The 26,874-nt window shown below is 66.5% G+C and carries 23 protein-coding genes; 17 read left to right on the forward strand and 6 right to left on the reverse strand.

The window, feature by feature from the left end; translation table 11 throughout:
• Positions 1-194 precede the first annotated feature (194 nt).
• Both AC07Y9_RS28055 and AC07Y9_RS28060 read right to left on the reverse strand, forming a co-directional pair.
• Positions 195-389 carry a protein DnrP gene (locus tag AC07Y9_RS28055; protein WP_102680914.1) on the reverse strand — a complete coding sequence of 65 codons (195 nt, stop codon included), beginning with the start codon at positions 387-389 and terminating at the stop codon, positions 195-197.
• Complete coding sequence (locus tag AC07Y9_RS28060; protein WP_102680913.1) at positions 386-1,069, reverse strand: Crp/Fnr family transcriptional regulator; 684 nt, start codon at positions 1,067-1,069, stop codon at positions 386-388. Before AC07Y9_RS28060 ends, AC07Y9_RS28055 begins: the two co-directional genes overlap by 4 nt.
• Before the next feature lie 572 nt (positions 1,070-1,641).
• Here AC07Y9_RS28060 and AC07Y9_RS28065 point away from each other — a divergent pair.
• Both AC07Y9_RS28065 and AC07Y9_RS28070 read left to right on the forward strand, forming a co-directional pair.
• Entirely contained in the window at positions 1,642-2,832 is a 1,191-nt protein-coding gene (locus AC07Y9_RS28065; RefSeq protein WP_102690497.1) for an NnrS family protein, read from the forward strand.
• Between the two features lie 29 nt (positions 2,833-2,861).
• On the forward strand, positions 2,862-3,302 hold the full coding sequence (locus AC07Y9_RS28070) for a hypothetical protein (RefSeq protein WP_053261561.1): 441 nt from the start codon (positions 2,862-2,864) through the stop codon (positions 3,300-3,302).
• A 41-nt stretch (positions 3,303-3,343) separates the two neighbouring features.
• On the opposite strand, the gene ytfE is transcribed toward AC07Y9_RS28070, so the two are convergent.
• Positions 3,344-4,060 carry an iron-sulfur cluster repair protein YtfE gene (gene ytfE / locus AC07Y9_RS28075; protein WP_102680911.1) on the reverse strand — a complete coding sequence of 239 codons (717 nt, stop codon included), beginning with the start codon at positions 4,058-4,060 and terminating at the stop codon, positions 3,344-3,346.
• Between the two features lie 152 nt (positions 4,061-4,212).
• On the opposite strand from ytfE, the gene norR reads away from it, so the two are divergent.
• The 7 genes from norR to ubiT all read left to right on the forward strand — a co-directional run bounded on the left by norR (position 4,213) and on the right by ubiT (position 10,993).
• Positions 4,213-5,742, forward strand: coding sequence for a nitric oxide reductase transcriptional regulator NorR (gene norR, locus AC07Y9_RS28080; RefSeq protein WP_102680941.1), 1,530 nt, complete (start codon positions 4,213-4,215; stop codon positions 5,740-5,742).
• Between the two features lie 222 nt (positions 5,743-5,964).
• Entirely contained in the window at positions 5,965-6,612 is a 648-nt protein-coding gene (gene pdxH / locus AC07Y9_RS28085; protein ID WP_102680910.1) for a pyridoxamine 5'-phosphate oxidase, read from the forward strand.
• A 98-nt stretch (positions 6,613-6,710) separates the two neighbouring features.
• The gene (moaB, locus tag AC07Y9_RS28090; RefSeq protein WP_102680909.1) at positions 6,711-7,277 is read left to right on the forward strand and encodes a molybdenum cofactor biosynthesis protein B; all 567 of its coding nucleotides are present in this window, start codon (positions 6,711-6,713) and stop codon (positions 7,275-7,277) included.
• Positions 7,274-8,509, forward strand: a complete 1,236-nt coding sequence (locus AC07Y9_RS28095; protein WP_102680908.1) for a molybdopterin molybdotransferase MoeA — start codon at positions 7,274-7,276, stop codon at positions 8,507-8,509. The genes moaB and AC07Y9_RS28095 overlap by 4 nt, the downstream gene beginning before the upstream one ends.
• Before the next feature lie 111 nt (positions 8,510-8,620).
• Positions 8,621-9,616 carry a ubiquinone anaerobic biosynthesis protein UbiU gene (gene ubiU, locus AC07Y9_RS28100; RefSeq protein ID WP_102680907.1) on the forward strand — a complete coding sequence of 332 codons (996 nt, stop codon included), beginning with the start codon at positions 8,621-8,623 and terminating at the stop codon, positions 9,614-9,616.
• A gap of 10 nt (positions 9,617-9,626) precedes the next feature.
• A complete protein-coding gene (locus AC07Y9_RS28105; protein ID WP_102680906.1) occupies positions 9,627-10,517 on the forward strand; it encodes a U32 family peptidase in 891 nt (296 codons plus the stop codon).
• Positions 10,511-10,993 (forward strand): ubiquinone anaerobic biosynthesis accessory factor UbiT, encoded by a 483-nt coding sequence (gene ubiT, locus AC07Y9_RS28110; protein ID WP_102680905.1) that lies wholly within the window; start codon positions 10,511-10,513, stop codon positions 10,991-10,993. Before AC07Y9_RS28105 ends, ubiT begins: the two co-directional genes overlap by 7 nt.
• 160 nt (positions 10,994-11,153) lie before the next feature.
• On the opposite strand, the gene AC07Y9_RS28115 is transcribed toward ubiT, so the two are convergent.
• From AC07Y9_RS28115 to AC07Y9_RS28125, 3 genes are all read right to left on the reverse strand, one after another.
• The gene (locus AC07Y9_RS28115) at positions 11,154-11,831 is read right to left on the reverse strand and encodes a Crp/Fnr family transcriptional regulator (RefSeq protein WP_102680904.1); all 678 of its coding nucleotides are present in this window, start codon (positions 11,829-11,831) and stop codon (positions 11,154-11,156) included.
• 103 nt (positions 11,832-11,934) lie between these two features.
• Positions 11,935-12,582 carry a two-component system response regulator NarL gene (gene narL, locus AC07Y9_RS28120; protein WP_087092107.1) on the reverse strand — a complete coding sequence of 216 codons (648 nt, stop codon included), beginning with the start codon at positions 12,580-12,582 and terminating at the stop codon, positions 11,935-11,937.
• Complete coding sequence (locus AC07Y9_RS28125; RefSeq protein WP_102680903.1) at positions 12,579-14,393, reverse strand: HAMP domain-containing protein; 1,815 nt, start codon at positions 14,391-14,393, stop codon at positions 12,579-12,581. Before AC07Y9_RS28125 ends, narL begins: the two co-directional genes overlap by 4 nt.
• Positions 14,394-14,706: 313 nt before the next feature.
• Between AC07Y9_RS28125 and AC07Y9_RS28130 the strand changes: the two genes are divergently transcribed.
• The 8 genes from AC07Y9_RS28130 (at position 14,707) to moaA (ending at position 26,181) form a co-directional block, all read left to right on the forward strand.
• Positions 14,707-16,002: an MFS transporter gene (locus tag AC07Y9_RS28130; RefSeq protein WP_053261550.1), complete on the forward strand. Its 1,296-nt coding sequence runs from the start codon at positions 14,707-14,709 to the stop codon at positions 16,000-16,002.
• Positions 15,989-17,386: a NarK family nitrate/nitrite MFS transporter gene (locus AC07Y9_RS28135; RefSeq protein WP_087092104.1), complete on the forward strand. Its 1,398-nt coding sequence runs from the start codon at positions 15,989-15,991 to the stop codon at positions 17,384-17,386. The genes AC07Y9_RS28130 and AC07Y9_RS28135 overlap by 14 nt, the downstream gene beginning before the upstream one ends.
• Positions 17,387-17,455: 69 nt before the next feature.
• Positions 17,456-21,223 (forward strand): nitrate reductase subunit alpha, encoded by a 3,768-nt coding sequence (locus AC07Y9_RS28140; RefSeq protein WP_102680902.1) that lies wholly within the window; start codon positions 17,456-17,458, stop codon positions 21,221-21,223.
• 9 nt (positions 21,224-21,232) lie between these two features.
• A complete protein-coding gene (narH, locus tag AC07Y9_RS28145) occupies positions 21,233-22,771 on the forward strand; it encodes a nitrate reductase subunit beta (protein WP_087092102.1) in 1,539 nt (512 codons plus the stop codon).
• A 2-nt stretch (positions 22,772-22,773) separates the two neighbouring features.
• Positions 22,774-23,529, forward strand: a complete 756-nt coding sequence (gene narJ / locus AC07Y9_RS28150) for a nitrate reductase molybdenum cofactor assembly chaperone (RefSeq protein WP_087092101.1) — start codon at positions 22,774-22,776, stop codon at positions 23,527-23,529.
• Entirely contained in the window at positions 23,522-24,202 is a 681-nt protein-coding gene (gene narI, locus AC07Y9_RS28155) for a respiratory nitrate reductase subunit gamma (RefSeq protein ID WP_007928747.1), read from the forward strand. The genes narJ and narI overlap by 8 nt, the downstream gene beginning before the upstream one ends.
• Positions 24,203-24,212: 10 nt before the next feature.
• Positions 24,213-25,178, forward strand: coding sequence for a peptidylprolyl isomerase (locus AC07Y9_RS28160; RefSeq protein WP_087092100.1), 966 nt, complete (start codon positions 24,213-24,215; stop codon positions 25,176-25,178).
• A 10-nt stretch (positions 25,179-25,188) separates the two neighbouring features.
• Complete coding sequence (gene moaA / locus AC07Y9_RS28165; RefSeq protein ID WP_102680901.1) at positions 25,189-26,181, forward strand: GTP 3',8-cyclase MoaA; 993 nt, start codon at positions 25,189-25,191, stop codon at positions 26,179-26,181.
• Positions 26,182-26,874 lie beyond the last annotated feature (693 nt).

Here is a 26,874-nt window from a genome sequence, read left to right on the forward strand (position 1 = left end):
TATTTCAGGTAAATCTCGCGCATAGGTTTTGCGAGGACTGCGTCCTCGATCGCAGCCTCGCAGGCTCGGCAGCGGCTACAAGACCGCGCACGACTCCAGACCTGTAGCCGCTGTCGAGCGTTAGCGAGGCTGCGATCGGTATGGGCGGCATTCCGACGTAGCGGCCGCAACGGTGTTTCAGGCAAAAGCATCTGCTAGGAACGCGGCAACCAGAAGAACATCGCCACGCAGAACAGCGTCAGGCCGATGCAGAACCCGGTAAAGCGCCGCAACCGCCGTTGTTCGGCGTGCGCCGCAGTAGCGGGAAGGGGCATGCCGCAATGGCGGCAGGAGGCTTGCCGAGGCGGGTTGAGGCCTTGGCAATACAGGCAGACCGGCCCGGCGTTCATTCGAATTGCTCCAGCCGCGGACGGTCGAGAATGACGATCTGGCGGCCGTCCTGGCTGATGATCTTTTCATCGATCAGGCGCCGGATGATCCGCGAGAAGGTCTCCGGCTGGATCGCCAGGTGGCCGGCGATCAACTGCTTGGCCATCGGCAGTTCGAACCGGCGCTCCACCGGTTGCAGCTGCATCAGTTGCGTCAGCAGATAACGCACGACCCGGTGGGTGGCGTTCTTCAGCGACAGGGTTTCGATCTCGTTGACCCGCTGGTGCAGGCGCACGCAGAGCTTGCCGAGCAGGGCGAAGGTCAGGCGGCTGTTGCTTTGCAGCAGGCGCAGGTAGGTGTCGTTGGACAGGCGATAGAGCTGGGTCGGGCCGATGGCTTCGGCGCAAGCCACATAGTCTGGCGTATCCATCAGCATCATCGCCTCGGCGAAGGTCTGGCGCGGGCCGATGACCTCGAGCACTTTTTCCTGCCCATCCGGCGTCAGGCGGTAGACCTTCACCGCGCCGGCGATCACGAAATAGAAAGCCTCGGCCGGCTCGCCCTGGCGGAACAGCGGGTCGCTCTTGTCGAGGCTGAGCAACTGGCTGGCCGCCATCAGCTCGTCCAGCTGTTCCTCGTTCAAGGGCTCGAACAGGTGATGGCTGCGCAGGATCTGGTGATGCACGCGATGAAGCACCATGAATATTCATCCTTATGGCTGGGGGAAAGGTGCTGCCGTGGTTCAGACGAGGCCCAGGGCGACGCGGCTGGCGAGGGCCAGGATCGCGCCCAGGACGACAAACCACGTCAGTGGCTGGAGGGTCTTTTTCAGGGTGGCTGCGGCGGTATTCATGGTGGCTCCGGTCATTCGGCAGGGATGGGGTGCCCTCTGTTCAGCAAGAGCCGGGCCAGGCGCCAGGGTCCCTGTAGGCGGGGGATCTGTGGCTACGTGGTCAAAAAGACCTGGCGATTTCGGGTGTAAATGACTAGCGAATGGTCATTTTGACCCTCGCGCTGTAAGGCGAGCCCCGGCACCGCGCCGGCCGCAACCCCGGCCCGCTGGCTTATGGCCGTTCCTGGTGGTGATCGGGCCCCGGGGCACGGCCCTTGCACTGCCAGACAGGACGGTGGGCACAACAGCCCGCCGCATCCCGGGCAAGCTTGATTTGCGACAACGGCAAGGGCGCGCCAATGGCCGATGATGGCCGGGGATTTCATTCGCCGCGTGTCGACCGTCGCCGGGTCGGCACGCTGGGTAAAGGAGTGGGCTTGATGCAAGTACTTGAGCGTCGTGCGGCGATGGCAATCGTGCCGCTGTTACGCCTGGCCTTCCGGCCGTTTTTCCTCGCCGGTTGTGTCCTGGCGCTGCTGGTGGTGCCGCTGTGGCTGGCGGCGCTGCAGGGCGCCCTGGGCGACTGGCAACCGGCGGGAGGCTGGCTGGGCTGGCACCGCCACGAACTGCTGTTCGGTTTCGGCCTGGCGATCATCGCCGGCTTCCTGCTGACCGCGGCGCAGACCTGGACCGGCCAGCCGGGCCTCTGCGGCAAGCCGCTGGCGGCCCTGGCCTTGCTCTGGCTGGCCGCGCGCCTGGCCTGGCTGGGCAGCGCGCCCTGGCCGCTGCTGGCGGTGCTGGAGCTGGGGTTTCCCCTGGCGCTGGCCGGGTTGATGGGCCGCATGCTGTGGAAGGTGCGCCAGCAGCGCAACTACCCGATTGTCCTGGTGCTGCTGTTGCTCGCCGCGGCGGACGGCCTGTCGGTGGCCGGCCTGCTGCAAGGCCACGAAGGCTGGCAGCGCCAGGGCGTGCTGAGCGGCCTGTGGCTGGTGGCGGCGATGATGAGCCTGATCGGCGGGCGGGTGATTCCGTTTTTCACCCAGCGCGGCCTCGGTCGGGTCGCGGCCGTGACGCCCTGGCCATGGCTCGACTATTTGCTGCTGGCGGGCTCGGCCCTGGTGGCGCTGCTGTATGCCGCCGGGCCGGCGCTCATCGCCAATACCTGGGTTGGCGCGCTGTTCCTGCTGCTGGCGGCCGCGCATCTGCTGCGGTTGTGGCGCTGGCAGGACCGCGGGCTGTGGCGCGTGCCGCTGCTGTGGTCGTTGCACCTGGCCTACGCCTGGCTGGCGCTGGCGTGCCTGGGCATGGCGCTGTGGCATTTCGGCGCGCCGCTGAACCCCAGCCTGGCCGTGCACGGCCTGACCATCGGCGCCATGGCCGGGCTGATCCTGGCGATGATCGCCCGGGTCAGCCTGGGCCATACCGGGCGGCCGCTGGAGCCGCCGGCGGGCATGACCCTGGCGTTCATCCTGCTCAACCTGGCCTGCCTCAGCCGGGTGCTGCTGGTGCTCTGGCTGCCGGTGGCGGCGTTGTGGCTGGCGGGCCTGTGCTGGGCCCTGGCCTTTGCCCTGTACGTCTGGCGCTACGGGCCGATGCTGCTGCGGGCGCGGGTCGACGGGCACCCGGGCTGAGCCCTGAATGCGGAGCAAGGAGAAGGGCAATGATTTATCCCTGGTTAGTGGTTATCCACCTGCTGGCGGCCATCGGTTTTATCGGCACGCTGTTCTTCGAGGTGTGCATCTGGCACACGGCGCGCCGGCAACTGGCGACGGACGCCCAGGTGGCGGCGGACCAGGCCATCGCGGTGCGTTCGCGCAAGGTCCTGCATGGCGTGGTGCTGCTGTTGTACGGCGCCGGTATCGGCCTGGCCTGGCAGCATCGCGGGGCCTTGAGCCAGCCCTTGAGCAGCAGTTTCGCCAGCCTGTTGAGCCTGAAGATCGTCCTGGCCCTGAGCATCATCGGCCATTACCTGCTGCTGGCGTACTGGTTGAAAACGTCGCGGCTGAGCGCCGGCCGCGCCTGCTGGATCCGCCGCAGCGTGCTGGGGCACATGCTGCTGATCGTGGTCCTGGCCAAGGCGATGTTCTATTGGCATGGCTGAATGAACGTGCCAGCCACCGGGCTGGCACGCAGGGGCGGGGGTCAAGCGTTCAGGGCGTTGGCGAACAGCACATTGTTTTCCAGATGGATGTGCTGCATCAGGTCGTCGCGAAATTCGCTCAACCCGCGGTACAGCGCGCGCCAGGTGTTGCAGGCGTCGGCGGGCGGGGTGATGTAGTCGGTCAGCACCAGCAGTTTTTCCAGGGCCTCGCCATGTTGCTCGTGCTCCAGGCGCAGCACATGGATCGGCGGCGCCGCCCGGCGGCCCAGGCCCTGTTGCAGCATCGGGAACAGCACCTGTTCTTCCTTGAGCATGTGGCCTTCGAGTTCCTGCTGCATGTCCCGCAGGTGATCGGCCAGGCCGTTGGGGCAGGTGTCGCGGGCGCCATGCACTTGCTCCACGCGACAGGCCAGGCGGATCAGTTCCGGCAGCTGTTCGCGGTGGCGGGCGTGGTAGCGGGTGAGGATATGGGCGATCAGCGCCTCGCTCGGTTCATCGCGCCAGTCGTGCCGCCGGGCGTCGCTGTCTTGCAGCAGGTGCAGGGCCTCGGCGATCTGCACGGGGTCGAGGCCTTTGCCGAGGGCGGCGTCGCGCAGGGTTTTCTGCCCGCCGCAGCAGAAGTCCAGGTTGAACTCATGAAACACCCGGCTGGCGCCGGGGATGTCGCAGGCCAGTTGGCCGAGGCTTTGTTCCAGGAGGTTGGGCTGCGAAGCGTCTTGTTGGGCAAGACCGGGTCGTTCCAGCAGTGTCGGGTTCATCAGGTTTTCCTTGTTGTGGCAACGGTTCCCCTAGGCCGTTGCATCCGCCATGCCAGCTGTAACTTATTGAAAGTAATGGACTGATTTTTTGTCGTGGTGCGGATGACCCTGAAATCTCGGGGTCGGAACCACCAGAAAGGGTGATGACTACCATGTTGCGTGAAAGTCTGGCGGCCGACCTGATTGTCGAGTTGCCCAATGCCGTGCGGTTGCAGCGTCTGGTGCAGACCCTGCGTGAATACTTCAAGGCCGGGGCCGTGGGCCTGCTGCGCCTGGACGACGACAGCCTGCGGCCGCTGGCCACCGTCGGCCTGGTGCATGAAGCCCTGGGGCGGCGCTTCGTGATCGCCCAGCACCCGCGCCTGGCGGCGATCATGGCGTCCCGCGAGCCCACCTGGTTCGAGCCCGACAGCCGCCTGCCGGACCCTTATGACGGGCTGCTCGACCACCCGGACAGCGGGCCGCTGGCGGTGCACGACTGCATGGGCGTGAGCCTGTATGTGGAAGGGCGGGTCTGGGGCGCCATCACCCTCGACGCGCTGCGGCCCGGGACCTTCGACCGCCGGGCGCGGGATGAGCTCAAGCGCTGCAGCCTGCAGATCGAGGCGGCGCTGCGGGTCACCCGCCTGGAGCAGGAAAACCGCAGCCTGCGCCTGTCGCGCAGCGAGCCGCAGGATGCGCGCGGGCCGGTGGAGGAGGGCGAGATCCTCGGCCAGAGCGAAGTCCTGCACCAGTTGCTCAACGAGCTGGACGTGCTCGCCGATTCCGAGTTGCCGGTGTTGCTGCTGGGCGAGACCGGGGTTGGCAAGGAGCTGTTCGCCCGGCGCCTGCATCGCCTGTCCCGACGCGCCCACAAGCCGCTGGTGCAGGTCAACTGCGCGGCGCTGCCGGAATCCCTGGCCGAGAGCGAGCTGTTCGGTCACGTCAAGGGCGCCTTCTCCGGCGCCACCAGCGACCGCGCCGGGCGCTTCGACGCGGCCAACGGCGGCACGCTGTTTCTCGACGAGGTCGGCGAGCTGCCGCTGAGCGTGCAGGCCAAATTGCTGCGCACCCTGCAGAACGGCGAGATCCAGCGCCTGGGCGCGGACAAGCCGCTGCATGTGGATGTGCGCATCATCGCCGCGACCAACCGCCACCTGCCGGACAGCATTCGCGACGGGCTGTTTCGCGCCGACCTGTACCACCGGCTTTCGGTGTACCCGGTGCCGATCCCGCCGCTGCGCGAACGCGGCTCCGACGTGTTGCTGCTGGCCGGGCATTTCCTCGAACTCAACCGCAGCCGTCTCGGCCTGCGTGGCTTGCGCCTGTCGCCGGCGGCCGAACGGGCGCTGCTGGCGTACCCCTGGCCGGGCAATGTGCGCGAGCTGGAACACGTGATCAGCCGCGCCGCGCTCAAACAGCTCAGCCGTGGCGGCAGTCGCAACCTGATTTTGACCCTGGAGCCGGAAGTCCTCGATCTCGACAGCGCGCTGAAGGGCGCGGAGCCGCTCGAACAGTCGCCGCCGCCGGCGGCCGACGACGGGCCCTTCCAGCCCCTGAGCGAAGCCGTCGACGAGTACCAGCGGCAGAAGATTCACCAGGCCCTGAGCCGCTGCCGCAACAACTGGGCGCGCGCCGCCCGGCTGCTGGAGGTCGACCCGAGCAACCTGCACAAACTGGCCCGGCGCCTGCGGCTCAAATAGCAGGCCCGACGCTCGACGGCTGCTCCTACAGAAGCAACTGCTGGCGCGCCCACCTCGATCGCAGCCTCGCAGGCTCGGTAGCGGCTACGGAACATGGGTGTCTTGGAGGGGGTGGCGCAGTTGCTACAGAAGATAGGGATCGGCAACTGACGTTGATGGCGATCAAGGTCATGCCAGGCGGCTCCTCGCAGACTGCGGCAAACCCCAACGGAGATCACCCTCATGCCGCTTTCCTTGGCCCAGATGCGCCGTAACTATTGCCGCGATGGCCTGGCCGACGAGGCCGCGCCGGACGATCCGCTGCCGCTGTTCCGCCAGTGGCTGCAGCAGGCCCGCGACACCGAGCAGGCGCCGGTGGAGGCCAACAGCATGTGCCTGGCCACGGTCGACGAACAGGGCCAGCCCCATTGCCGGGTGCTGTTGCTCAAGGGCCTGAGCGATGAAGGTTTCACCTTCTTCGGCCACTACCAGAGCGCCAAGGGCCTGGAGCTGGCGGCCAATCCCCGGGCCGCCATGACCTTCTTCTGGCCGGCCCTGGAGCGTCAGGTGCGCATCGAGGGACTGGTATCGCGGTTAGCACCGCGGCTGTCGGATGTGTATTTCGATTCGCGCTCCCTGGCCAGTCGCCTCGGTGCCTGGGCCTCGCCGCAAAGCCAGCCCTTGGCCAACCGGCTGCAACTGGAATCCCTGCTGGCCAGCACCACCAGCCGTTTCGACGGCCAGCCGCTGCCGCGCCCGGAACACTGGGGCGGCTACTGCCTGCGCCCGCAACGCCTGGAGTTCTGGCAAGGGCGCAGCGACCGCCTGCATGACCGCCTGGATTACCGGCTGCACCAGGGCGTGTGGCGCCACGGCCGGCTGGCGCCCTGAGGGTCGTCGTCCCGTCGAGGTACCTCCTTGGAGGAATAGGTTCGTCGGCGGATTCGGTTCAGGCTGGGGCCAATCTCAATTCACGGGAAGGCTTGGATATGGCCCATCTGGCGCAACGCACGTTTCAACCCCTGAACATCGCCGTGCTGACCATCAGCGATACGCGCACCCTGGAAACCGACACCTCGGGCCAGACTCTCTGCGACCTGTTGCAGAGCGCCGGCCATGTGCTGGTCGATCGTGGCCTGGTGCCGGACGACATCTACCAGATCCGCGCCAGCGTCTCGCGCTGGATCGCCGCCCCCCAGGTGCAGGTGGTGCTGATGACCGGCGGCACCGGCTTCACCGCGCGGGACAACACGCCCCAGGCGGTGCTGCCGCTGCTGGACAAGCATGTGGAAGGTTTTGGCGAGCTGTTCCGCCAGGTGTCGGTGGAAGAAATCGGCATGTCCAGCCTGCAGTCGCGGGCCCTGGCCGGGGTCAGCAATGGCGTGCTGGTGGTGTGCGTGCCGGGCTCGCCGGGGGCCTGCCGCACCGCCTGGAACATGATCCTGCGCCCACAGCTGGACAGCCGCACCGGCCCGTGCAATTTCGCCCCCCACCTCAAGCCGCAGACCCATGAGGGGCCGTCACAGAACATCGAGGCCTGTGGGGCGCGGTCGTGACCGGCTGTGGCTGCGACAGCGGCCAACTGATCCCGGTGGACCAGGCCATCGCCCATCTGCTGGACCAGGCGCCGCCGCCACCGACGACCCAGATCATCGCCCTGGAGCAGGCCCTGGGCCGGGTGCTGGCGGCGGACCTTCATTCGCCGCTGGACCTGCCCGGCTGGGACAACAGCGCCATGGACGGCTACGCCTTGCGCGCCGCCGACCTGCCGCCCGCCGGTGGCCGCCTGACCCTGGGTGGACGGATCGCCGCCGGGCAAGCGGGTGAGACTCCCTTGGCGGCGGGGCAGGCGGTGCGCATCTTCACCGGCGCGCCCTTGCCGCCGGGGGCCGATACGGTGGTGCCCCAGGAGAACTGCCGGGTCGAGGACGGGCAAGTCTGGTTGCCGCCGGCGACTGTCGGCGCTCATGTGCGCCAGCAGGGCGAGGAGGTCGCCCGCGGCGATCTGTTGCTCAAGGCCGGCAAGCGCCTGCGCGCCCAGGAGCTGGGCTTGCTGGCGGCGGCCGGGATCGCCCGGGTCGAGGTCTATCGGCCGTTGCGCGTGTGCCTGCTGAGCAGTGGCGACGAGCTGCGCGAACCCGGCCAGCCCCTGGCGCCGGGGCAGATCTACAACAGCAATCGCTATTGCCTGTCGGCGCTGCTGCGCGGCTGGGGCGTGGAGGTGCACGACTACGGGGTGATGGCCGACGAGCTGGCGGCCAGCCACCACGCCTTGAGCCTGGCCTCGTCGGAGTGCGACCTGCTGCTGACCTCGGGCGGGGTGTCGGTCGGCGAGGAAGACCACCTCAAGCAGGCGATCGAGGAGCTGGGCCATGTGGATTTCTGGCGCCTGGCGATCCAGCCGGGCAAGCCCCTGGCCTTTGGCGCAGTGGCCGGCAAGCCGTGGCTCGGCCTGCCGGGCAACCCCTCGGCGGCGCTGGTGACCGCGCTGGTGGTGGTGCGCCCGTTCCTGCTGCGGGCCCAGGGCGTGACGGATGTGCTGCCGCGGCCCATGGCGTTGCCGGCGGGCTTCGAGTGGTTGCAGCGCAACCGCCGGCGCCAGTACCTGCGCGCCCGCCTGGTGCCCGGCGACGATGCCCAGGTTCGTGTGCAACCGCACCCGCAGCAAAGCTCGGCGATGCTCGCCGCCGCCTGCTGGGCCGAGGGCCTGGCGCTGGTGGAAGGCGAGCGCTTGGTACGTCCGGGCGACCCGGTGCCGTTCCTGTCGTTCGCCGAACTGATGCAGTGACGGCAATTGATTGCGGTCAAGGCCGTGGCTGTCGGTCTGGCTAGACTGGCAGCGCATTTCCGATCGCTGCGCACGCGTCGCTCCGGCGCGTTCTTTGATGAGGAACCCCCCATGCAACTGGTCTGCCCCGCAGGCAACCTGCCTGCGCTCAAAGCGGCGGTGCGCCAAGGCGCCGATGCCGTCTACGTCGGCTTTCGCGACGACACCAACGCCCGGCATTTCGCCGGCCTGAACATGGACGACAAGCAGTTCGACGCGGCGGTCGCGCACATTCGCCAGCACCAACGCAAACTCTATGTGGCGGTCAACACCTACCCCCAGCCCCAGGGCTGGGCGCGCTGGCAACGGGCGGTGGACCGCGCCGCCGAGCATGGGGTCGACGCGCTGATCGCCGCCGATCCGGGCGTCCTGGCCTATGCCAGCCAGCGCCATCCGCAATTGAACCTGCACCTCTCGGTACAGGGCTCGGCGACCAATGCCAGCGCCCTGGCGTTCTACGCCCGGCACTACAACATCCGCCGCGCCGTCCTGCCGCGGGTGCTGTCCCTGGCCCAGGTGCGCCAGGTGGCGGCCAGCAGCACGGTGCCGCTCGAAGTATTCGCCTTTGGCAGCCTGTGCATCATGGCCGAAGGGCGTTGCCACCTGTCTTCCTACATCACCGGCGAGTCGCCGAACCTGTGCGGCGTCTGCTCGCCGGCCAAGGCGGTGCGCTGGAGCGAGGACGCCGAAGGCTTGAGCGCGCGCCTCAGCGAAGTGCTGATCGACCGCTATCAAGCCGACGAGCCAGCCGGCTACCCGACCCTGTGCAAGGGGCGCTTCCTGGTGGAGGGCAAGCGCTTCCATGCCCTGGAGGAACCCACCAGCCTCGACACCCTGGACCTGCTGCCGGAGCTGGCGGCGATCGGTGTCGAGGCGGTGAAGATCGAAGGCCGCCAGCGCAGCCCGGCCTATGTCGAGCAGGTCACCCGGGTCTGGCGCGCGGCGCTGGATGCCCATCGCGCCGCGCCCGCCAGTTTCACGGTCAAGGACCAGTGGCGCCAGGTGCTGGCCGGCCTGTCCGAGGGCAGCCAGACCACCCTGGGTGCCTACCATCGATCATGGCAATGAGGAATTCGCGATGAAGCTCAGCCTGGGCCCCGTCCTGTTCTACTGGGACAAGGAACAATTGGGGCGTTTTTATGCCGAGATGTCGGCCTTGCCCCTGGATGTGATTTACCTGGGGGAAACTGTCTGTTCGAAACGCCGGGCGCTGTCCCTGGACCAGTGGCTGGGCCTGGGGCGCGAATTGCAGGGCTGCACGTCGGCGCAGATCGTGCTCTCCAGCCTGACCCTGATCGAAGCCGCCTCGGAGCTGTCGAGCCTGCGGCGCCTGTGCGACAACGGCGAGCTGCTGGTGGAGGCCAACGACATGGGCGCGGTGCAGTTCCTCGGCGAACGCAAATTGCCCTTCGTCGGTGGCCCGGCGCTGAACCTGTACAACGGCCACGCCCTGGCGCAATTGCAGGGCTGCGGGATGATCCGCTGGGTACCGCCGGTGGAATGTTCGGCGGCGCTGATCCGCGCAGTGCTGGAGCAGGTGCACGAGCTGGGCCAGGCGCTGCCCGAGGTCGAAGTCTTCGCCTATGGGCATCTGCCCCTGGCGTATTCCGCGCGCTGTTTCACCGCCCGGGCCCAGGACCGGCCCAAGGACGACTGCCAGTTCTGCTGCATCCAGTACCCCGACGGCCTGGCGCTGAGCAGCCAGGAAGGCCAGGCGCTGTTCACCCTCAATGGCATCCAGACCCTGTCCGCCGAGGTCACCAATCTGCTGGCGGACTACGCCGGGCTGGTGGCCTGCGGCGCCGACCTGCTGCGGCTGAGCCCGCGGGCCCAGGGCATGGGCGAGGTGATCGAGGCCTACCAGCGGGTGCGCCAGGGCGCGACGCCACCGCTGTTCGTCGAGGGCTGCAACGGTTACTGGCATGGCCAGGCCGGGATGTTGCGCGTCGAGGAGGTGGGCCTGTGCTGAGTGGCAAATCCAAACGCAAGGACTGGCTGCTGCGTGGCGCCGACCGGCTGCTGCCATTGCTGCGGCGGGTGCCGTTCGGCGTGCAGCGCCTGGCCTTGCAGCAGGGGCTCAACCGCTGTTTGGCCGAGCCGCTGCGCGCCGGCGAATTCGACCTGCTGCGCCGGCGCTGGCTGTGCCTGCGGATTCCCGACCTGGGCCTGGCCTGGTACCTGACCCGCGACCGCGACGGCCTGCGCATTGCCGAACGCGCCCGGGCCGACGTGACCATCAGCGGCAACTGGCGCGAGTTCCTGCTGCTGGCCAGCCGTCAGGAAGACCCGGACACATTGTTCTTCCGCCGGCGCCTGGTGATCGAGGGCGATACCGAGCTGGGCCTGACCCTGAAAAACCTGATCGACAGCCTCGACCCGGACGTGTTGCCGGTCTGGCTGTGGCGCAACCTGGAACGGGCGGGCAAGGGGCTGGCCGCAGGCTGAAGGCTGAAGGCGTCGGCTTGTCAGTGCCAGGATGCACCCCCGGCAGGTCAGCTTCTGTAGGAGCCAGCTTGCTGGCGATTCTGGCGCCGCAGTATGCCTGGGACGCCGCCATCGCGAGCAAGCTCGCTCCTACAGGGAATAGGGGCGGGCCTGCTGCCGCTCAGCCCTGGTAGGCGGCCAGCTCCTCGGCGCCGGGGATCTGGATAGTGCGCCGCTCCATGGCGATCAGGCCGCTTTCCACCAACCGATGGAGGATGCGCGAGAAGGTCTCCGGCTGGATTCCCAGCTTGGAGGCCACCAGGCGCTTGGACACTTGCAGCACCACCTCGCCGCTGTGCGGGTCGCGCTCCTGCAACAGGAAATTCACCACCCGCCGGCTGGCGCTGCCCAGGGTCAGGGTGTCGATGTCCTTGAGGCGCTGGTGCAGGTGCACGCTCATGCTCGCCAGGATCGCCAGGCACACCTGCGGCTGGTCCTCCAGGGCGTGGCGGTAATGGTTGCCATCGATGCTGACCAGCACGCTGTCTTTCAGCGCAGTGGCGTTCACCGGGTAGAAGCGCGCCTGGCTGAACAGCAGGGCCTCGGCGAAGGTCTGCCCGGGCTGGATGATTTCCACCAGGTTCTCCTGGCCTTCGCCGCTGATGCGATACAGCTTGACCTGGCCGCTGACCAGCAGGAAAAAGCGCTTGGCCGGGTCGCCCTGGTGCATCAGGGTGTTGTGGCTGGGCAGGCGCCTGAGCATGGCCCGGCCACAGACCTCCTCGAAGACCTTGTCCGGCAACTGGCTGAACAGATGATGGCGACGCAACAACAGCACGATGGAAGGGTGGGTCAGCATGGGTACCTCCGCTGCCGGCCATGGTAGAGCGCGCGGCTGCCAGGGCCTATGCCTCCACCGGCGTACCTCCAAAGGGGCAGGGGGGCAAAGGGGCAGACGCGGCTCAGCCGGCGTTGCGCAGGTGCTCCATGGCCCACACCGCGGCCTCGACCCGCGAGCGCAGGCCGAGCTTGTGCAGCAGGTTCTTCACATGGACCTTGACCGTGCCTTCGGTGATACCCAGCTTGTGGCCGATGACCTTGTTGCTGTAGCCGCTGGCGATGGTGCGCAGCACCTGGCGCTCGCGCTCGGTCAGCTCGACCTCCGGCTGGCGCGGCGGCGAACGCAGGGCCTGGGCCATGACCCGGGTCAGCCCCGGGCTGATCACCAGGGCGCCGCTCAGGGCATCGCGCAAGTACTGGATCAGCAACTCGGGCTCCATGTCCTTGAGCAGGTAGCCGTCGGCGTCCAGGCGCAGGGCGTCGCGAATGTCGTCCTCGGCGTCGGACACGGTGAACAGCAGCACCTTGCCGCGGTAGTCCATGGCCCGCAGGCGGCGCAGGGTCTCGATGCCGTTGAGTTGCGGCATGTTGTTGTCGAGCAGCACCAGGTCGGGCTGCAAGGGTTCGATCAGGCCCAGGGCTTCTTCGCCGTGGCTGGCCTCGCCGACGATCTGCAGGTCGTCTTCCAGTTCGAGCATCTGGCGGATGCCGCGACGCATCATCGGATGGTCGTCGACCAGCAGGATCCGGTAGGAGGGGGATGGGTTCATGCGGCGCTACCTTGTGTGGGGACGGCGAGAAACTCCGGACGGAATTCCATCTGCACCAGGGTGCCCTGGGGCGTCCTGGAAGAAATCTGCAACTGGCCATGCAGGCTGCGGGCCCGCTCATCCATGATGTTCAGGCCGTGGTGTTCGCGCTGGTTGCCACTGTTGTCGTGGTCGCCGCTGAAGCCGCGGCCATCGTCCTCGATCGACAGGCGCAGGGTTTCGCCATGCTGGCGCAGCTGCAGCCAGACATTCTCCGCGTGGGCGTGGCGCAGGCAGTTGGAGAGCGCCTCGCGGGTGATCTGCAGCAGGTGGATCTGCTCGCTGGCCGACAGCTCGAAAGCCAGGCTGTCGAGTTGCACATGCACCTGGAAATCGCCGCGGCGCGAGAACTCCTCGGTGGTCGCCTCAAGCTCGCGCACCAGCCCGGCGTCGTGGATCTGCAAACGAAAGGTGGTCAACAGTTCGCGCAGCTGGCGGTAGGCATTGTTCACCCCCTCGCGCAGTTCGGCGGTGACGTTCTCCAGGGTGCTCAGCGGTTCGCCACGGCGCATCAGGGTCTGCATGCGGCTGACCTGCAGCTTCATGTAGGACAGGGCCTGGGCCAGGGAGTCGTGCAGCTCGCGGGCGATGATCGCGCGCTCTTCGAACAGCAGCAGGCGATGGTCCTGTTCGCGCTGGCGCTTGAGCGACAGCGAGGTGCCGATCAGGTTGGCCAGGGCCTGGATCAGTTCGGTTTCCCAGGCTTGCGGGGCATGGCCGTCGACGAAGTGCGCCTTGAGCTCGCCCAGTTCGCTGCCCTGGTTGCTGATGCTGAAACGCTGCCGGGCGATCGGCTGGTGTCGCTGGCAGCTGGCGCAATCGCTGACCGCGCAGACCTCCCGGCTGTCGGCGCCATGCAGGGCGATCAGCTGTTGCGCCGGGGCCTGCAACTGGCCTTGCAGGCACAGCGACAGGCGCAACCCCGGCAGGCGTTGCTGGAAGCGCCGGATCAGTTCGTCCAGGCCTTCGGCGTTGGCCAGCCGTGTGGCCAGGCTGCGGCTGCTCTGGTACAGCAGCTCGAGGGCGGCGTTGGCCTGTTGCAGGTTGTGGGTCTTTTGCCGCACCAGGGTTTCCAGGGTGCGGTGGGATTGCTCGATGGTCTCGGCCATGGCGTTGAAGCTGGTGGCCAGCTGGCCCAGCTCGTCCCGGGACTGGTGGTTGACCCGCACCTGGAAGTCGCCACGGCGAAAGCGCTGGGTGGCTTCCACCAGTTCCTGCAAGGGCGTGACCACGCCGTATTGCAGTTCGTACAGGCCCAGCAGCAGGACGAACAGGGTGGTGAACAGCGCCGCGCCCTGGATCAGCTGTTGCCAGGTCTGCTTATGTTCGCTCTGGCGTTGCAGCAGGCTGACGAACTGGTTCAGCTGTTCGACGAAGGGCAGGGCCAGGGCCTGGAATGTGGCGGCATCGCGTTGTTCCAGGGCTGGCTGCAACTCAGCGTTCCAGCGTTGCTGGATCTGCCGGTAGCTGTCCACCAGCTCGGGGTCGGCGCCGTCTTCCAGCACCGCCCTGAGCGACTGGCTGTCGAGGCGCTGTTGCAGGCTCTGGCGGATCTGCCCGATCTCTTCGGCGCTGGCGCCCGCGGCCAGCTTCCAGCTCAGGTGGTAGGTCTCCATGCGCACCGAGCCCGCGGTGTTGATGGCCGCCGCGTCGCCCTGGCTGAACCAGGCGATCAGCCCGGCGCTCAGGGAACTGGCCAGCGCCAGCACGGCGATCAGGACCACCGCCAGGCCGGCGCGGGCGGGCAGGGAACTGCGCAGCCAGCGGATCAAGGGCGCGGGCCGGATGTGAATGGGGGAAGGGCGGGCATAGCAGGCTCCAGGGACGACTGGCGATGGTTTTGCAGCCGGTCCCTGGCGCTCTACCTCTAAAGAGTTGTTGTTCATCGGATCCGTGCAGCCGCCTCGTGGAGCCAAGGCAAGAGCCTGATAAACAAAGGGTTCAGAGGTTTTTCGGCACTACCTCGTTGGAGGTAGGCGGCGCAAGCATAGGCCCAGCAGGCCCCGGGCTTCCTTGACCCGGGTCAAGTTTTTACCGGGTTCGCCTCTCTAGTCTGCGGCCATGAATGACTGACTGGAGAGCGAGATGACCCAACCGCGTGTACGACAAGGCCTGGTGCTGGGCATGAGTACGCTGGCCTTCACCGTGTGCTTCATGGTCTGGATGATGTTCGCGGTGCTCGGTGTGCCGATCAAGGCACTGCTTGCGCTCAACGAAACCCAGTTCGGCCTGCTGGCCGCCACTCCGGTGCTCACCGGTTCGCTGGCACGCCTGCCGCTGGGCCTGCTGACCGACCGCTTTGGCGGGCGCAGCGTGTTCTTCCTGCTGATGCTGTGCTGCGTGTTGCCGCTGTACTTGATCAGCCACGCCACGGCCTACTGGCAGTTCCTGGTCCTGGGCCTGTTCGTCGGCCTGGCCGGCGGTTCGTTTTCGGTGGGCATCGCCTACGTCGCCAAGTGGTTCGACCAGGACAACCAGGGCTTCGCCATGGGCATCTTCGGCGCGGGTAACGCCGGTGCCGCGCTGACCAAGTTTCTCGCCCCGGCGCTGATCGCCGCCGGCAGCTGGCAGCTGGTGCCGAAAGCCTTCAGCGCCATCCTGTTCATCACCGCGCTGCTGTTCTGGTTTCTCAGCGCCGACAACAAGGCCCATCGCAGCGCCTCTGGCGCTACCCTGCGCGAGCAGTTGGGCGCGTTGAAGGACCCGGCGGTGTGGCGCTACTGCCAGTACTACTCGATCGTCTTCGGCGGCTATGTGGCCCTGGCGCTGTGGATGACCCAGTACTACGTGCAGGAATACGGCTTCAGCCTGCAGAGCGCGGCGCTGCTGGCCGCCTGTTTCTCCTTGCCGGGCGGGGTGCTGCGCGCCGTCGGCGGCTGGATGTCGGACCGCTGGGGCGCCCAGAGCGTGACCTGGTGGGTGCTCTGGGTCAGCTGGATCTGCCTGTTCCTGCTGTCCTACCCGCAGACCCAGCTGCAAGTGCGCACCGTCGACGGCGCCCTGGATTTTCACATCGGCCTGAATCCTGCGTTGTTCACCGTGCTGCTGTTCGTCATGGGCATCGCCTTCGCCTTCGGCAAGGCCTCGGTGTTCAAGTACATCGCCAACGACTACCCGCAGAACATGGGCGCGGTGTCCGGCATCGTCGGCTTGGCCGGCGGCCTGGGCGGCTTCGTCCTGCCAATCCTGTTCGGCGCCCTGGTGGACCTCACCGGCGTGCGCTCTTCCTGCTTCATGTTGATGTACGGCGTGGTCTGGGTGTCGCTCACCTGGATGTACTTCAGCGAAATCCGCAAGCGCCCGCTGCTGGGCAAACAGCCGCCGGCCACCTCGTCCCCGTTTTCCAGCATTGCCCAAGGAGAAGAACATGTCGGTTCTTGATAAGCCCGATTCAGGCCCGTTGATTCATGACTGGCGCCCGGAAGACCCCGCTTTCTGGGGGCGCAGCGGCAAGCAGACGGCGACCCGCAACCTGTGGATCTCGATTCCCGCGCTGCTCTTGGCCTTTGCCGTGTGGATGGTCTGGAGCACGGTGATCGTGCGCCTGAACGCCATCGGCTTCAGCTTCAGCACCGACCAGCTGTTCTGGCTGGCAGCGTTGCCGGGGCTGTCCGGCGCCACTTTGCGGGTGTTCTATTCGTTCATGGTGCCGATCTTCGGCGGCCGCCGCTGGACCGCCCTGAGCACCGCGTCGCTGTTGCTGCCGTCGCTGTGGATGGGCTTTGCCGTGCAGGACCCGAACACCCCCTACAGCGTGTTCGTGCTGATCGCGCTGCTCTGCGGTTTCGGCGGCGGCAACTTTGCCTCGAGCATGTCCAACATCAGCTTCTTCTACCCCAAGTCGCAGCAGGGCACGGCCCTGGGCCTGAATGCCGGGCTGGGCAACCTCGGGGTGTCGGTGATGCAGTTCTGCGTGCCGCTGGTGATCACCTTCGGCCTGTTCGGCTGGCTCGGCGGGCAACCCCAGGTACTGGCCGACGGCAGCCAGCTGTGGCTGCAGAACGCCGGGTTTGTCTGGGTGCCGTTCATTATCGCGGTGACCCTGCTGGCCTGGTTCGGCATGAATGACCTGTCCAGCGCCAAGGCTTCGTTCAGCGAGCAGGCGGTGATCTTCAAGCGCAAGCACAACTGGCTGATGTGCTGGCTGTACCTGGCGACCTTCGGCTCGTTCATCGGCTTCTCGGCGGCTTTTCCAATGCTGATCAAGACCGCGTTCCCGGACGTGGTGGCGCTGAAGTTCGCCTTCCTCGGCCCGCTGGTGGGTGCCCTGGTGCGGCCGCTGGGCGGCTGGCTGGCGGACAAGCTCGGCGGTGCCCGGGTGACCTTGTGGAACTTCGTGGCGATGATCGTGATGGTCTTCGGGGTCTTGCACTTTCTTCCGCATAACGGCGCCGGCGGCAACTTCTACGGCTTCCTCGGCCTGTTCATGCTGCTGTTCATCACCACCGGCATCGGCAACGGTTCGACCTTCCGCATGATCCCGGTGATCTTCCGCACCCTGCATGAAAAAGCCGCCGCTGGGCAAAGCGCCGCGGTGCGCGAGCAAGCGTTGAAGAACGCCGGCAAGGAGTCGGCCGCGGTGCTCGGCTTCAGCTCGGCCATGGGCGCCTTCGGCGCGTTCTTCATCCCCAAATCCTTCGGCACTTCCATGGCCCAGACCGGCGGCCCGGAGATGGCCTTCTACATGTTCGTCGGCTTTTACCTGAGCTGCATCGTGGTGACCTGGTGGTGGTACGCGCGCAAAGGCGCGGCGACTCCCTGCTGACACGACCCGAATCCAAACCTTGCCCGGTCGGGGCATAGAACCCCGCGGCAAGCCTGAGAGGAAAGCACCATGAGTCATTTGTTGGATCAACTGCGGTTTTTCAACCGCAAGCAAAGCGAGTTCGCCGAGGGCCACGGGGAAACCCGCAAGGAGTCCCGCGACTGGGAAAACGTCTACCGCTCGCGCTGGCAGTACGACAAGATCGTGCGCTCCACCCACGGGGTGAACTGCACCGGTTCCTGCTCGTGGAAGATCTACGTGAAGAACGGCCTGATCACCTGGGAAACCCAGCAGACCGACTACCCGCGCACCCGCAACGACCTGCCCAACCACGAGCCGCGCGGCTGCCCGCGGGGCGCCAGCTACAGCTGGTACATCTACAGCGCCAACCGCCTGAAGTACCCGAAGATCCGCAAGCCGTTGCTCAAGCTGTGGCGCCAGGCGCGGCAGACTATGGCGCCGGTGGAGGCCTGGGCGAGCATCGTCGAGGACCCGGCCAAGGCCGAGTCGTACAAGAGCAAGCGCGGCATGGGCGGCTTCATCCGTTCCAGCTGGGATGAGGTCAACGAGATCATCGCCGCGGCCAACGTCTACACCATCAAGCAGTACGGCCCCGACCGGGTCGTCGGTTTCTCGCCGATCCCGGCCATGTCGATGGTCAGCTACGCCGCCGGCGCCCGTTACCTGTCGCTGATCGGCGGCGCCTGCCTGAGCTTCTACGACTGGTACTGCGACCTGCCGCCGGCCTCGCCGATGGTCTGGGGCGAGCAGACCGACGTGCCGGAATCGGCCGACTGGTACAACTCCAACTACATCATCGCCTGGGGTTCCAACGTTCCGCAGACCCGTACCCCGGACGCACACTTCTTCACCGAGGTGCGCTACAAGGGCACCAAGACCGTGGCCATCACCCCGGACTATTCGGAAGTGGCCAAGCTCACCGACCTTTGGCTCAACCCCAAGCAGGGCACCGACGCGGCGCTGGCCCAGGCCTTCAACCATGTGATCTTCAAGGAGTTCCACCTCGACCGCCCGAGCGCCTATTTCACCGACTACGCCAAGCGCTACACCGACCTGCCGGTGCTGGTGCTGCTCAAGCCGATGCTCGGCACCGCGCCGGGGGCCGGCTACCAGCCGGACCGCTTCCTGCGCGCCTCGGACCTGGCCGGCAACCTCGGCCAGGACAACAACCCGCAATGGAAGACCATCGCCATCGACGCCAGCGGCGAGCTGGTGTCGCCCCAGGGCTCCATCGGCTACCGCTGGGGCGAGCAGGGCAAGTGGAACATCCTCGCCCGGGAAGGCGGCGCGGGGCGTGAGATCGACCTGAGCCTGAGCCTGATCGGTGGCGATGTCGCCGAAGTGGCCTTCCCGTATTTCGCCGGGGAAATCCAGGAGCACTTCCAGCATGTGGCCGGCGACGCCGTGCAATACCGCCGCGTGCCGGTGCGCAGCCTGACCCTGGCCGACGGCAGCCAGGTCAAGGTGGCCACGGTGTTCGACCTGTCGGCGGCCAACCTGGCCATCGACCGTGGCCTGGGCGGCGCCAACGTGGCCAAGGACTACGACGACGCCAGCGTGCCCGGCACCCCGGCCTGGCAGGAGCAGATCACTGGCGTCAGCCGCGAGAAAGCCATCCAGATCGCCCGCGAGTTCGCCGACAACGCCGACAAGACCCGTGGCCGCTCGATGATCATTGTCGGCGCGGCGATGAACCACTGGTACCACATGGACATGAACTACCGCGGGCTGATCAACATGCTCATGCTCTGCGGTTGCGTCGGCCAGACCGGTGGCGGCTGGGCCCACTATGTCGGCCAGGAAAAACTCCGCCCGCAATGCGGCTGGCTGCCCCTGGCGTTCGGCCTGGACTGGAGCCGGCCGCCACGGCAGATGAACGGCACCAGCTTCTTCTACGCCCACAGCTCGCAATGGCGCCACGAGAAGATGAGCATGCACGACGTGCTCTCGCCGTTGGCCGACAAGAGCCAGTTCCCCGAACACGCCCTGGACTACAACATCCGTGCCGAACGCGCCGGCTGGCTGCCCAGCGCGCCGCAGCTCAACAGTAACCCGCTGCACATCTGCCGCGACGCCGCAGCACTCGGCATGACGCCCAAGGACTATGTGGTCAAGTCGTTGCATGAGGGTTCGCTGCGTTTCGCCTGCGAGCAGCCGGACAGCCCGCAGAACTTCCCGCGCAACATGTTCATCTGGCGTTCCAACCTGCTGGGCTCCTCGGGCAAGGGCCACGAGTACATGCTCAAGTACCTGCTCGGCACCCGTAACGGGGTGATGAACGAGGACATCGGCCAGGTCGGCGACTGCAAGCCGCAGGAAGCCGAATGGGTCGACCAGGGCGCCATCGGCAAGCTCGACCTGGTCACCACCCTGGACTTCCGCATGTCCTCGACCTGCGTGTATTCCGACATCGTGCTGCCGACCGCCACCTGGTACGAGAAGGACGACATGAACACCTCGGACATGCACCCCTTCATCCACCCGCTGTCGGCGGCCATCGACCCGGCCTGGGAATCGCGTTCCGACTGGGAGATCTACAAGGGCATCGCCAAGGCGTTCTCCAGCATGGCGGTGGGGTACCTGGGCGTGGAGCAGGACCTGGTCACCGTGCCGCTGATGCATGACAGCGTTGGCGAGCTGGCCCAGCCGTTCGGCGGCACCGACTGGAAAACCGCGGGCGTGGCCCCGCAGCCGGGCAAGAACGCGCCGAACCTGCAAGTGGTGGAGCGCGACTACCCGAACATCTACAAGCAGTTCACCTCCCTCGGGCCGCTGCTGGAAAAACTCGGCAACGGCGGCAAGGGCATCAACTGGAACACCGAGGAGGAGGTGAAATTCCTCGGCGAGCTGAATTACCGCGAGGGCGCGGCGGGCATCAGCCAGGGCCGGCCGAAGATCGACACGGCGATCGACGCCGCCGAGGTGATCCTGTCCCTGGCCCCGGAAACCAACGGCCATGTGGCGGTCAAGGCCTGGGCCGCGCTGTCCGAGTTCACCGGCATCGACCACAGCCACCTGGCGCTGTCCAAGGCCCACGAGGCGATCCGCTTCCGCGATATCCAGGCGCAGCCGCGCAAGATCATTTCCAGCCCCACCTGGTCGGGCCTGGAGGACGATCACGTCAGCTACAACGCCGGCTACACCAACGTCCACGAGAACATCCCGTGGCGCACCATCACCGGTCGCCAGCAGTTCTACCAGGACCACCCGTGGATGCAGGCGTTCGGCGAACAACTGATGAGCTACCGGCCGCCGGTCAACACCCGGACCATCGAGGCGGTGAAGGGCAAGCGCACCAACGGCCACCCGGAAATCGTCCTCAACTGGATCACCCCGCACCAGAAATGGGGCATCCACAGCACCTACAGCGACAACCTGCTGATGCTCACCCTGAGCCGTGGCGGGCCGATTGTCTGGCTCTCGGAAATCGATGCGAAGCGTGCCGGCATTGAGGACAACGACTGGATCGAATGCTTCAACGCCAACGGCGCGGCGACCGCCCGGGCGGTGGTCAGCCAGCGGGTCAAGGAGGGCATGGTGATGATGTACCACGCCCAGGAACGGATCGTGAACGTGCCCGGCTCCGAGACCACCAAGACCCGTGGCGGCCACCACAACTCGGTCACCCGGGTGGTGCTCAAGCCGACCCACATGATCGGCGGCTATGCCCAGCAGGCCTACGGTTTCAACTATTACGGCACGGTCGGTTGCAACCGCGACGAGTTCGTCGTGGTGCGCAAGATGGCCCGCGTCGACTGGCTCGATGGCTCGGACGGCGATGAGCTGCCACGCCCCCTGCCGACCGAGATGGATTGAGGAGTTGTCATGAAGATTCGTTCACAAATCGGCATGGTCCTGAACCTGGACAAATGCATCGGCTGCCATACCTGCTCGATCACCTGCAAGAACGTCTGGACCAGCCGCGAAGGCATGGAATACGCCTGGTTCAACAACGTCGAGACCAAGCCCGGGATCGGCTACCCGAAAGAATGGGAAAACCAGGACAAGTGGAAGGGCGGCTGGGTGCGCAACGCCAACGGCTCGATCAACCCACGGATCGGCGGCAAGTTCCGGGTGCTGGCGAACATCTTCGCCAACCCCGACCTGCCGAGCCTCGACGACTACTACGAGCCGTTCGACTTCGACTACCAGCACCTGCACACCGCGCCCCTGGGCGACCACCAGCCGACCGCGCGGCCGCGTTCGGTGGTGTCCGGCAAGCGCATGGAAAAGATCGAGTGGGGGCCGAACTGGGAAGAGATCCTCGGCAGCGAGTTCGCCAAGCGGCGCAAGGACCGGAACTTCGACCAGATCCAGGCGGACATCTACGGCGAGTACGAAAACACTTTCATGATGTACCTGCCGCGCCTGTGCGAGCACTGCCTGAACCCGGCGTGCGCGGCGTCCTGCCCGAGCGGGGCGATCTACAAGCGCGAAGAGGACGGCATCGTCCTGATCGACCAGGAGAAGTGCCGCGGCTGGCGCATGTGCATCAGCGGCTGCCCGTACAAGAAGATCTATTTCAACTGGAAGAGCGGCAAGTCGGAGAAGTGCATCTTCTGCTACCCGCGGATCGAGGCGGGCATGCCCACCGTGTGCGCCGAGACCTGTGTCGGGCGCATCCGCTACCTCGGCGTGCTGCTGTATGACGCCGACCGCATCGCCGAGGTGGCGAGCACCGCCAGCGAGCAGGACCTGTACGAGAAGCAGCTGGAAATCTTCCTCGATCCGCATGACCCGGCAGTGATCCGCCAGGCCCTGGAAGACGGGGTGCCGCAGTCGGTGATCGACGCCGCGCAGCGTTCGCCGGTGTACAAGATGGCCGTCGACTGGAAGCTGGCGCTGCCGCTGCACCCGGAATACCGCACCTTGCCGATGGTCTGGTACGTGCCGCCGCTGTCGCCGATCCAGAACGCGGCCGCCGCCGGCACCGTGGGCATGAACGGAGTGATCCCGGATGTCGACAGCCTGCGCATCCCCCTGCGTTACCTGGCCAACCTGCTGACCGCCGGCGACGAGAAGCCGGTCAAGCGCGCCCTCAAGCGCCTGCTGGCGATGCGCGCCTACAAGCGCGCCGAACAGGTCGAGGGCGTGCAGGACCTGCAAGTGCTGGAGGAGGTCGGCCTTAGCCTGAGCCAGGTCGAGGAGATGTACCGCTACCTGGCCATCGCCAACTACGAAGACCGCTACGTGGTGCCCAGCGCGCACCGCGAGGAAGCCATGAGCGATGCCTTCGCCGAGCGTTCCGGTTGTGGCTTCAGTTTCGGCAGCGGCTGCAGCGGCAGCTCCGACACCAACATGTTCGGGGCGAAGAAGGCCAACCGCCGCGACGTCCTGAAAACCGTGCAGCTGTGGGAGGAATGAGCATGCGCATCCTGAAAGTGATTTCGCTACTGCTCGACTACCCGAGCGCAACCCTGGTCGAGGGCCGCGACGAACTGGAGCAGGCGATCATCCAGGCTCGGGAAATCAGCCCGAAGCAGCGCGGTGCGCTGTTCGAGCTGCTGGAACTGATCTGCACCAACGACTTGATGGATGGCCAGGAGCACTACGGCGCGCTGTTCGGTCGTGGCCGCTCGCTGTCGCTGCTGTTGTTCGAGCATGTGCACGGCGAGTCCCGCGACCGCGGCCAGGCCATGGTCGACATGCTCGCCCAGTATGAAGCCGCGGGCTTTGCCATCGGCATCAAGGAGCTGCCGGACTACATCCCGCTGTACCTGGAGTTCCTTTCCACCCGCGACGACCTCGAGGCCCGCGAGGGCCTGGCCGATGTCGCGCACCTGCTGGCCTTGCTCGCGGCGCGCCTGGAGGAACGCGAGAGCGCCTACGCCAGTTGCTTTCGCGCCTTGCTGCAAATCGCTGGCGCGGAGCCGCACCAGGCGGTGGCCGACCTGCGCGAACAGGTGGCGGCCGAGCCGCGCGACGATTCCCTCGAAGCCCTGGACCGGATCTGGGAAGAGGAGGCGGTGGACTTTCTCAAGGCCGAGCAGCAGGAGCGTTGCAGCTCAATGCCGAGCGCGCCGGGCAAGCCCCGGGAGGAAAGCGCGGTACCGCTGCACTGGGTGGATTTTCAGCATCAGGGGCTGGCCGCCGCGCCAGCCGGGGAGGTGGGCAATGTCTAAGTGGAATCTGTTGGTGTTCGGGATCTATCCCTATGTCGCCCTGGCGATCTGCCTGCTGGGCAGCTGGGCACGCTTCGACCTGTCGCAGTACAGCTGGAAGGCCGGCTCCAGCCAGATGCTCGACAAGCGTGGCATGCGCGTGGCCAGCAACCTGTTCCATGTCGGCGTGCTGTTCGTGCTGGCCGGACACTTTGTCGGCCTGCTGACCCCGGCCTCGGTCTATCACCATGTGATCAGCACCGAGCACAAGCAGTTGCTGGCGATGGTCTCCGGCGGCTTCTTCGGCCTGCTGTGCCTGGTCGGCCTGCTGATGCTGATCAAGCGCCGCCTCACTGACCCGCGGGTGCGCGCCACCTCCAGCCCTTCGGACATCCTGATCCTGCTGGTGCTGCTGGCGCAGTTGCTGCTCGGCCTTTTGACCATAGTCGCCTCCACCGCCCATATGGACGGCTCGGTGATGGTGATGCTCGCTGACTGGGCGCAGAGCATCGTGCTGTTGCGGCCCATGGACGCGGCGGCGGCCATCGCGCCGGTCGGCCTGACCTACAAGCTGCACGTGTTTCTCGGCCTGACCCTGTTCGTGCTGTTCCCCTTTACCCGCCTGGTGCACATGGTCAGCGCGCCGGTCTGGTACCTGGGGCGGCGTTATCAAATCGTTCGGCAGAAGATCTGAGGAGGCAGTCATGTCAGGTGGATGTGGATGTGGCGGCGGTAACGGCGGCAGCGGCGGTTGCGGGTCTTCGGCCCGCGAGGAAACGCTGGTGCCAGAGAGTGAAGTGGAGGTGGGCGTGCAGGCGTTCACGCCGCCGGGGCATGAGCCCGTGGCCGCGGACGAGGCGCCTGTGCAACTGATCGCCAGCAGTGAGCAGGAGTGGCCGATCATCAGTGTCAACCAGGTGCCGATCACCCCGCAGGCGCTGGCCCAGGAGCTGCAATATCACCCGGCGGCCAGCCGCGAGGAGGCGGTGTACCTGGCGGCCAGGGCCCTGGTGATCCGCGAGCTGTTGCAGCAGCGCATCGCCGAACTCGGCCTGACCCTGCAGATTGGCGCCGGCGAGAACGAGGAGGAGGCCGCCACCCGCCTGCTGCTCGAACGCGAGGTGCAGGTGCCGGAGTGCGACGAGGCGGCGTGCTGGCGTTACTACGACAACAACCGCGGGCGTTTTCACAGCGCACCGTTGCTGGCGGTGCGGCACATCCTGCTCGAATGCGCGCCGGACGATGCCGGGGCGCGCAGCACGGCCCAGGTCCAGGCGGAGATTTTGCTGCAACGCCTGGACGAGCAGCCCGACAGTTTCGCTGCACTGGCGCTGAAGTATTCGGCCTGCCCGTCGAAGGCCCAGGGCGGTTCCCTGGGGCAGATCAGCAAGGGCCAGACCGTGCCGGAACTGGAGCGCCAGCTGTTCAGCCTGCCGACGGGACTGGCGGCCAAGCCGCTGGAAAGCCGTTATGGCTGGCATGTGGTCTGCGTCGACCAGCGGGTCGAGGGCCAGGCCTTGCCCTATGAGGCAGTGGCTTTGGTGATCCGCAACCAGCTGCAACAGGGCGTCTGGCAAAAGGCCGTGGTGCAGTACCTGCAAACCCTGGTCGGGGCCGCGGACATCCGGGGCATTCATCTGCAAGGCGCCGACTCGCCGCTGGTGCAGTAAGGGGAAGGCCATGAGCAATGTGATGCAGGACGGCTTCGGGCGGCAGATCGACTATCTGCGGATGTCGGTGACCGACCGTTGCGATTTTCGCTGCGTGTATTGCATGGCGAAGAACATGACCTTCCTGCCGCGCCAGCAGGTGCTGACCCTGGAAGAGTTGCAGCGGCTGGCGGCGCTGTTCGTCGGCCAGGGCGTGCGCAAGATCCGCCTCACCGGCGGCGAGCCGTTGATTCGCCCGGGCATCGTTGATCTGTGCCGCAACATCGCCGCCTTGCCGGGCCTGCGCGAACTGGTGATGACCAGCAACGGCTCGCAGCTGGAGCGCCTGGCCCGGCCACTGGCGGAGGCCGGGGTCAAGCGGATGAACATCAGCCTCGATAGCCTGGACGGGCAGAAGTTTCGCGCCATCACCCGCAACGGCGATCTCGACCAGGTACTGCGCGGTATCGAGGTGGCGCGCGGGGCGGGGTTCGAGCGGGTCAAGCTCAACTGTGTGGTGATGAAGGGGCGCAACTTCGAGGAAGTACCGCAACTGGTGCGGTACGCCATCGAGCAGGGCATCGATATCAGCTTTATCGAGGAGATGCCCCTGGGCGACGTCGGCCGTTCCCGGGGCGAGTCCTTCTGCTCCAGCGACGAGGTACGGGCGCTGATCGCCAGCCGCCATGCCTTGCTCGACAGCGCCGAGAACAGCGGCGGGCCGGCGCGTTACGTGCGCCTGGAGCGCCATCCGCAGACACGCATCGGTTTTATCTCGCCCAACAGCCACAACTTTTGTGGCAGCTGCAACCGGGTACGCATGACCGTCGAAGGCAAGCTGTTGCTGTGCTTGGGGCAGGACGATGCCCTGGACCTGCGGGGTCTGCTGCGGCGTTATCCGCTGGACGACCAGCCGCTGGTCGATGCCTTGCAGCAGGCTTTGCGGCGCAAGCCGTTGCGGCATGATTTCAATCCTGGAGGTACGGTGCAGGTGGTGCGGTTTATGAATATGAGTGGGGGGTGAGGTTTGTGTACATATCCGTTGCTGCGGTAACGGCGGCTTAGGGTTCCGCCCTTACGGCGGGTCACTTTGGAAAAGCCCCAAAGTAACCAAAGGGCTCTTGCCCCACCACTCGGCACCTCGCTGAGGCTCGGTGTGCCCGAACGCAGGCATTACGGAGCGGGCCGCCGCCACGGGCCATCCATGGCCCGGGGCGGCTAAACCGGCATCCCTGCCGGTTTACCCGCTCCGTAATACCTCCGTTCGGCCAGCGTGGTTAACGGGGCGTTGGAGATCAAAATCAAAAGCCAGAGCCAAAGCCAAAACAAAGCCTTCGCCGGGCGAAGCTTGCTGCTTTTGCCACGCTACGGCTCTTCCGCCGGACACGCTTTGTGTAGCCGCTGCCGAGCGTAGCGAGGCTGCGATCGGCCCGCAGGGCCGCTAACCCTGACACCTCGCAGGATCTGGGGCAACGCGGTGCCCGCCTGGCGAGTCCTTCGGCCTCGATCGCAGCCTCGCTGCGCTCGGCAGCGGCTACAGGGCCCACGTTCTCAGCCAGGCCGGCCGGCAGGCCGCCGTCTTGCTTTTGATCTGAGCGCCCAGTTAACCGCGCTGGCCGAACACAGGCATTGCTCCGGGGGCACGCCGCCACAGGCCATCGCCACGCTACAGCTCTTCTGCCGGACACGCTTTGTGTAGCCGCTGCCGAGCGCAGCG

Source organism: Pseudomonas sp. GW456-L12, from assembly GCF_059424045.1.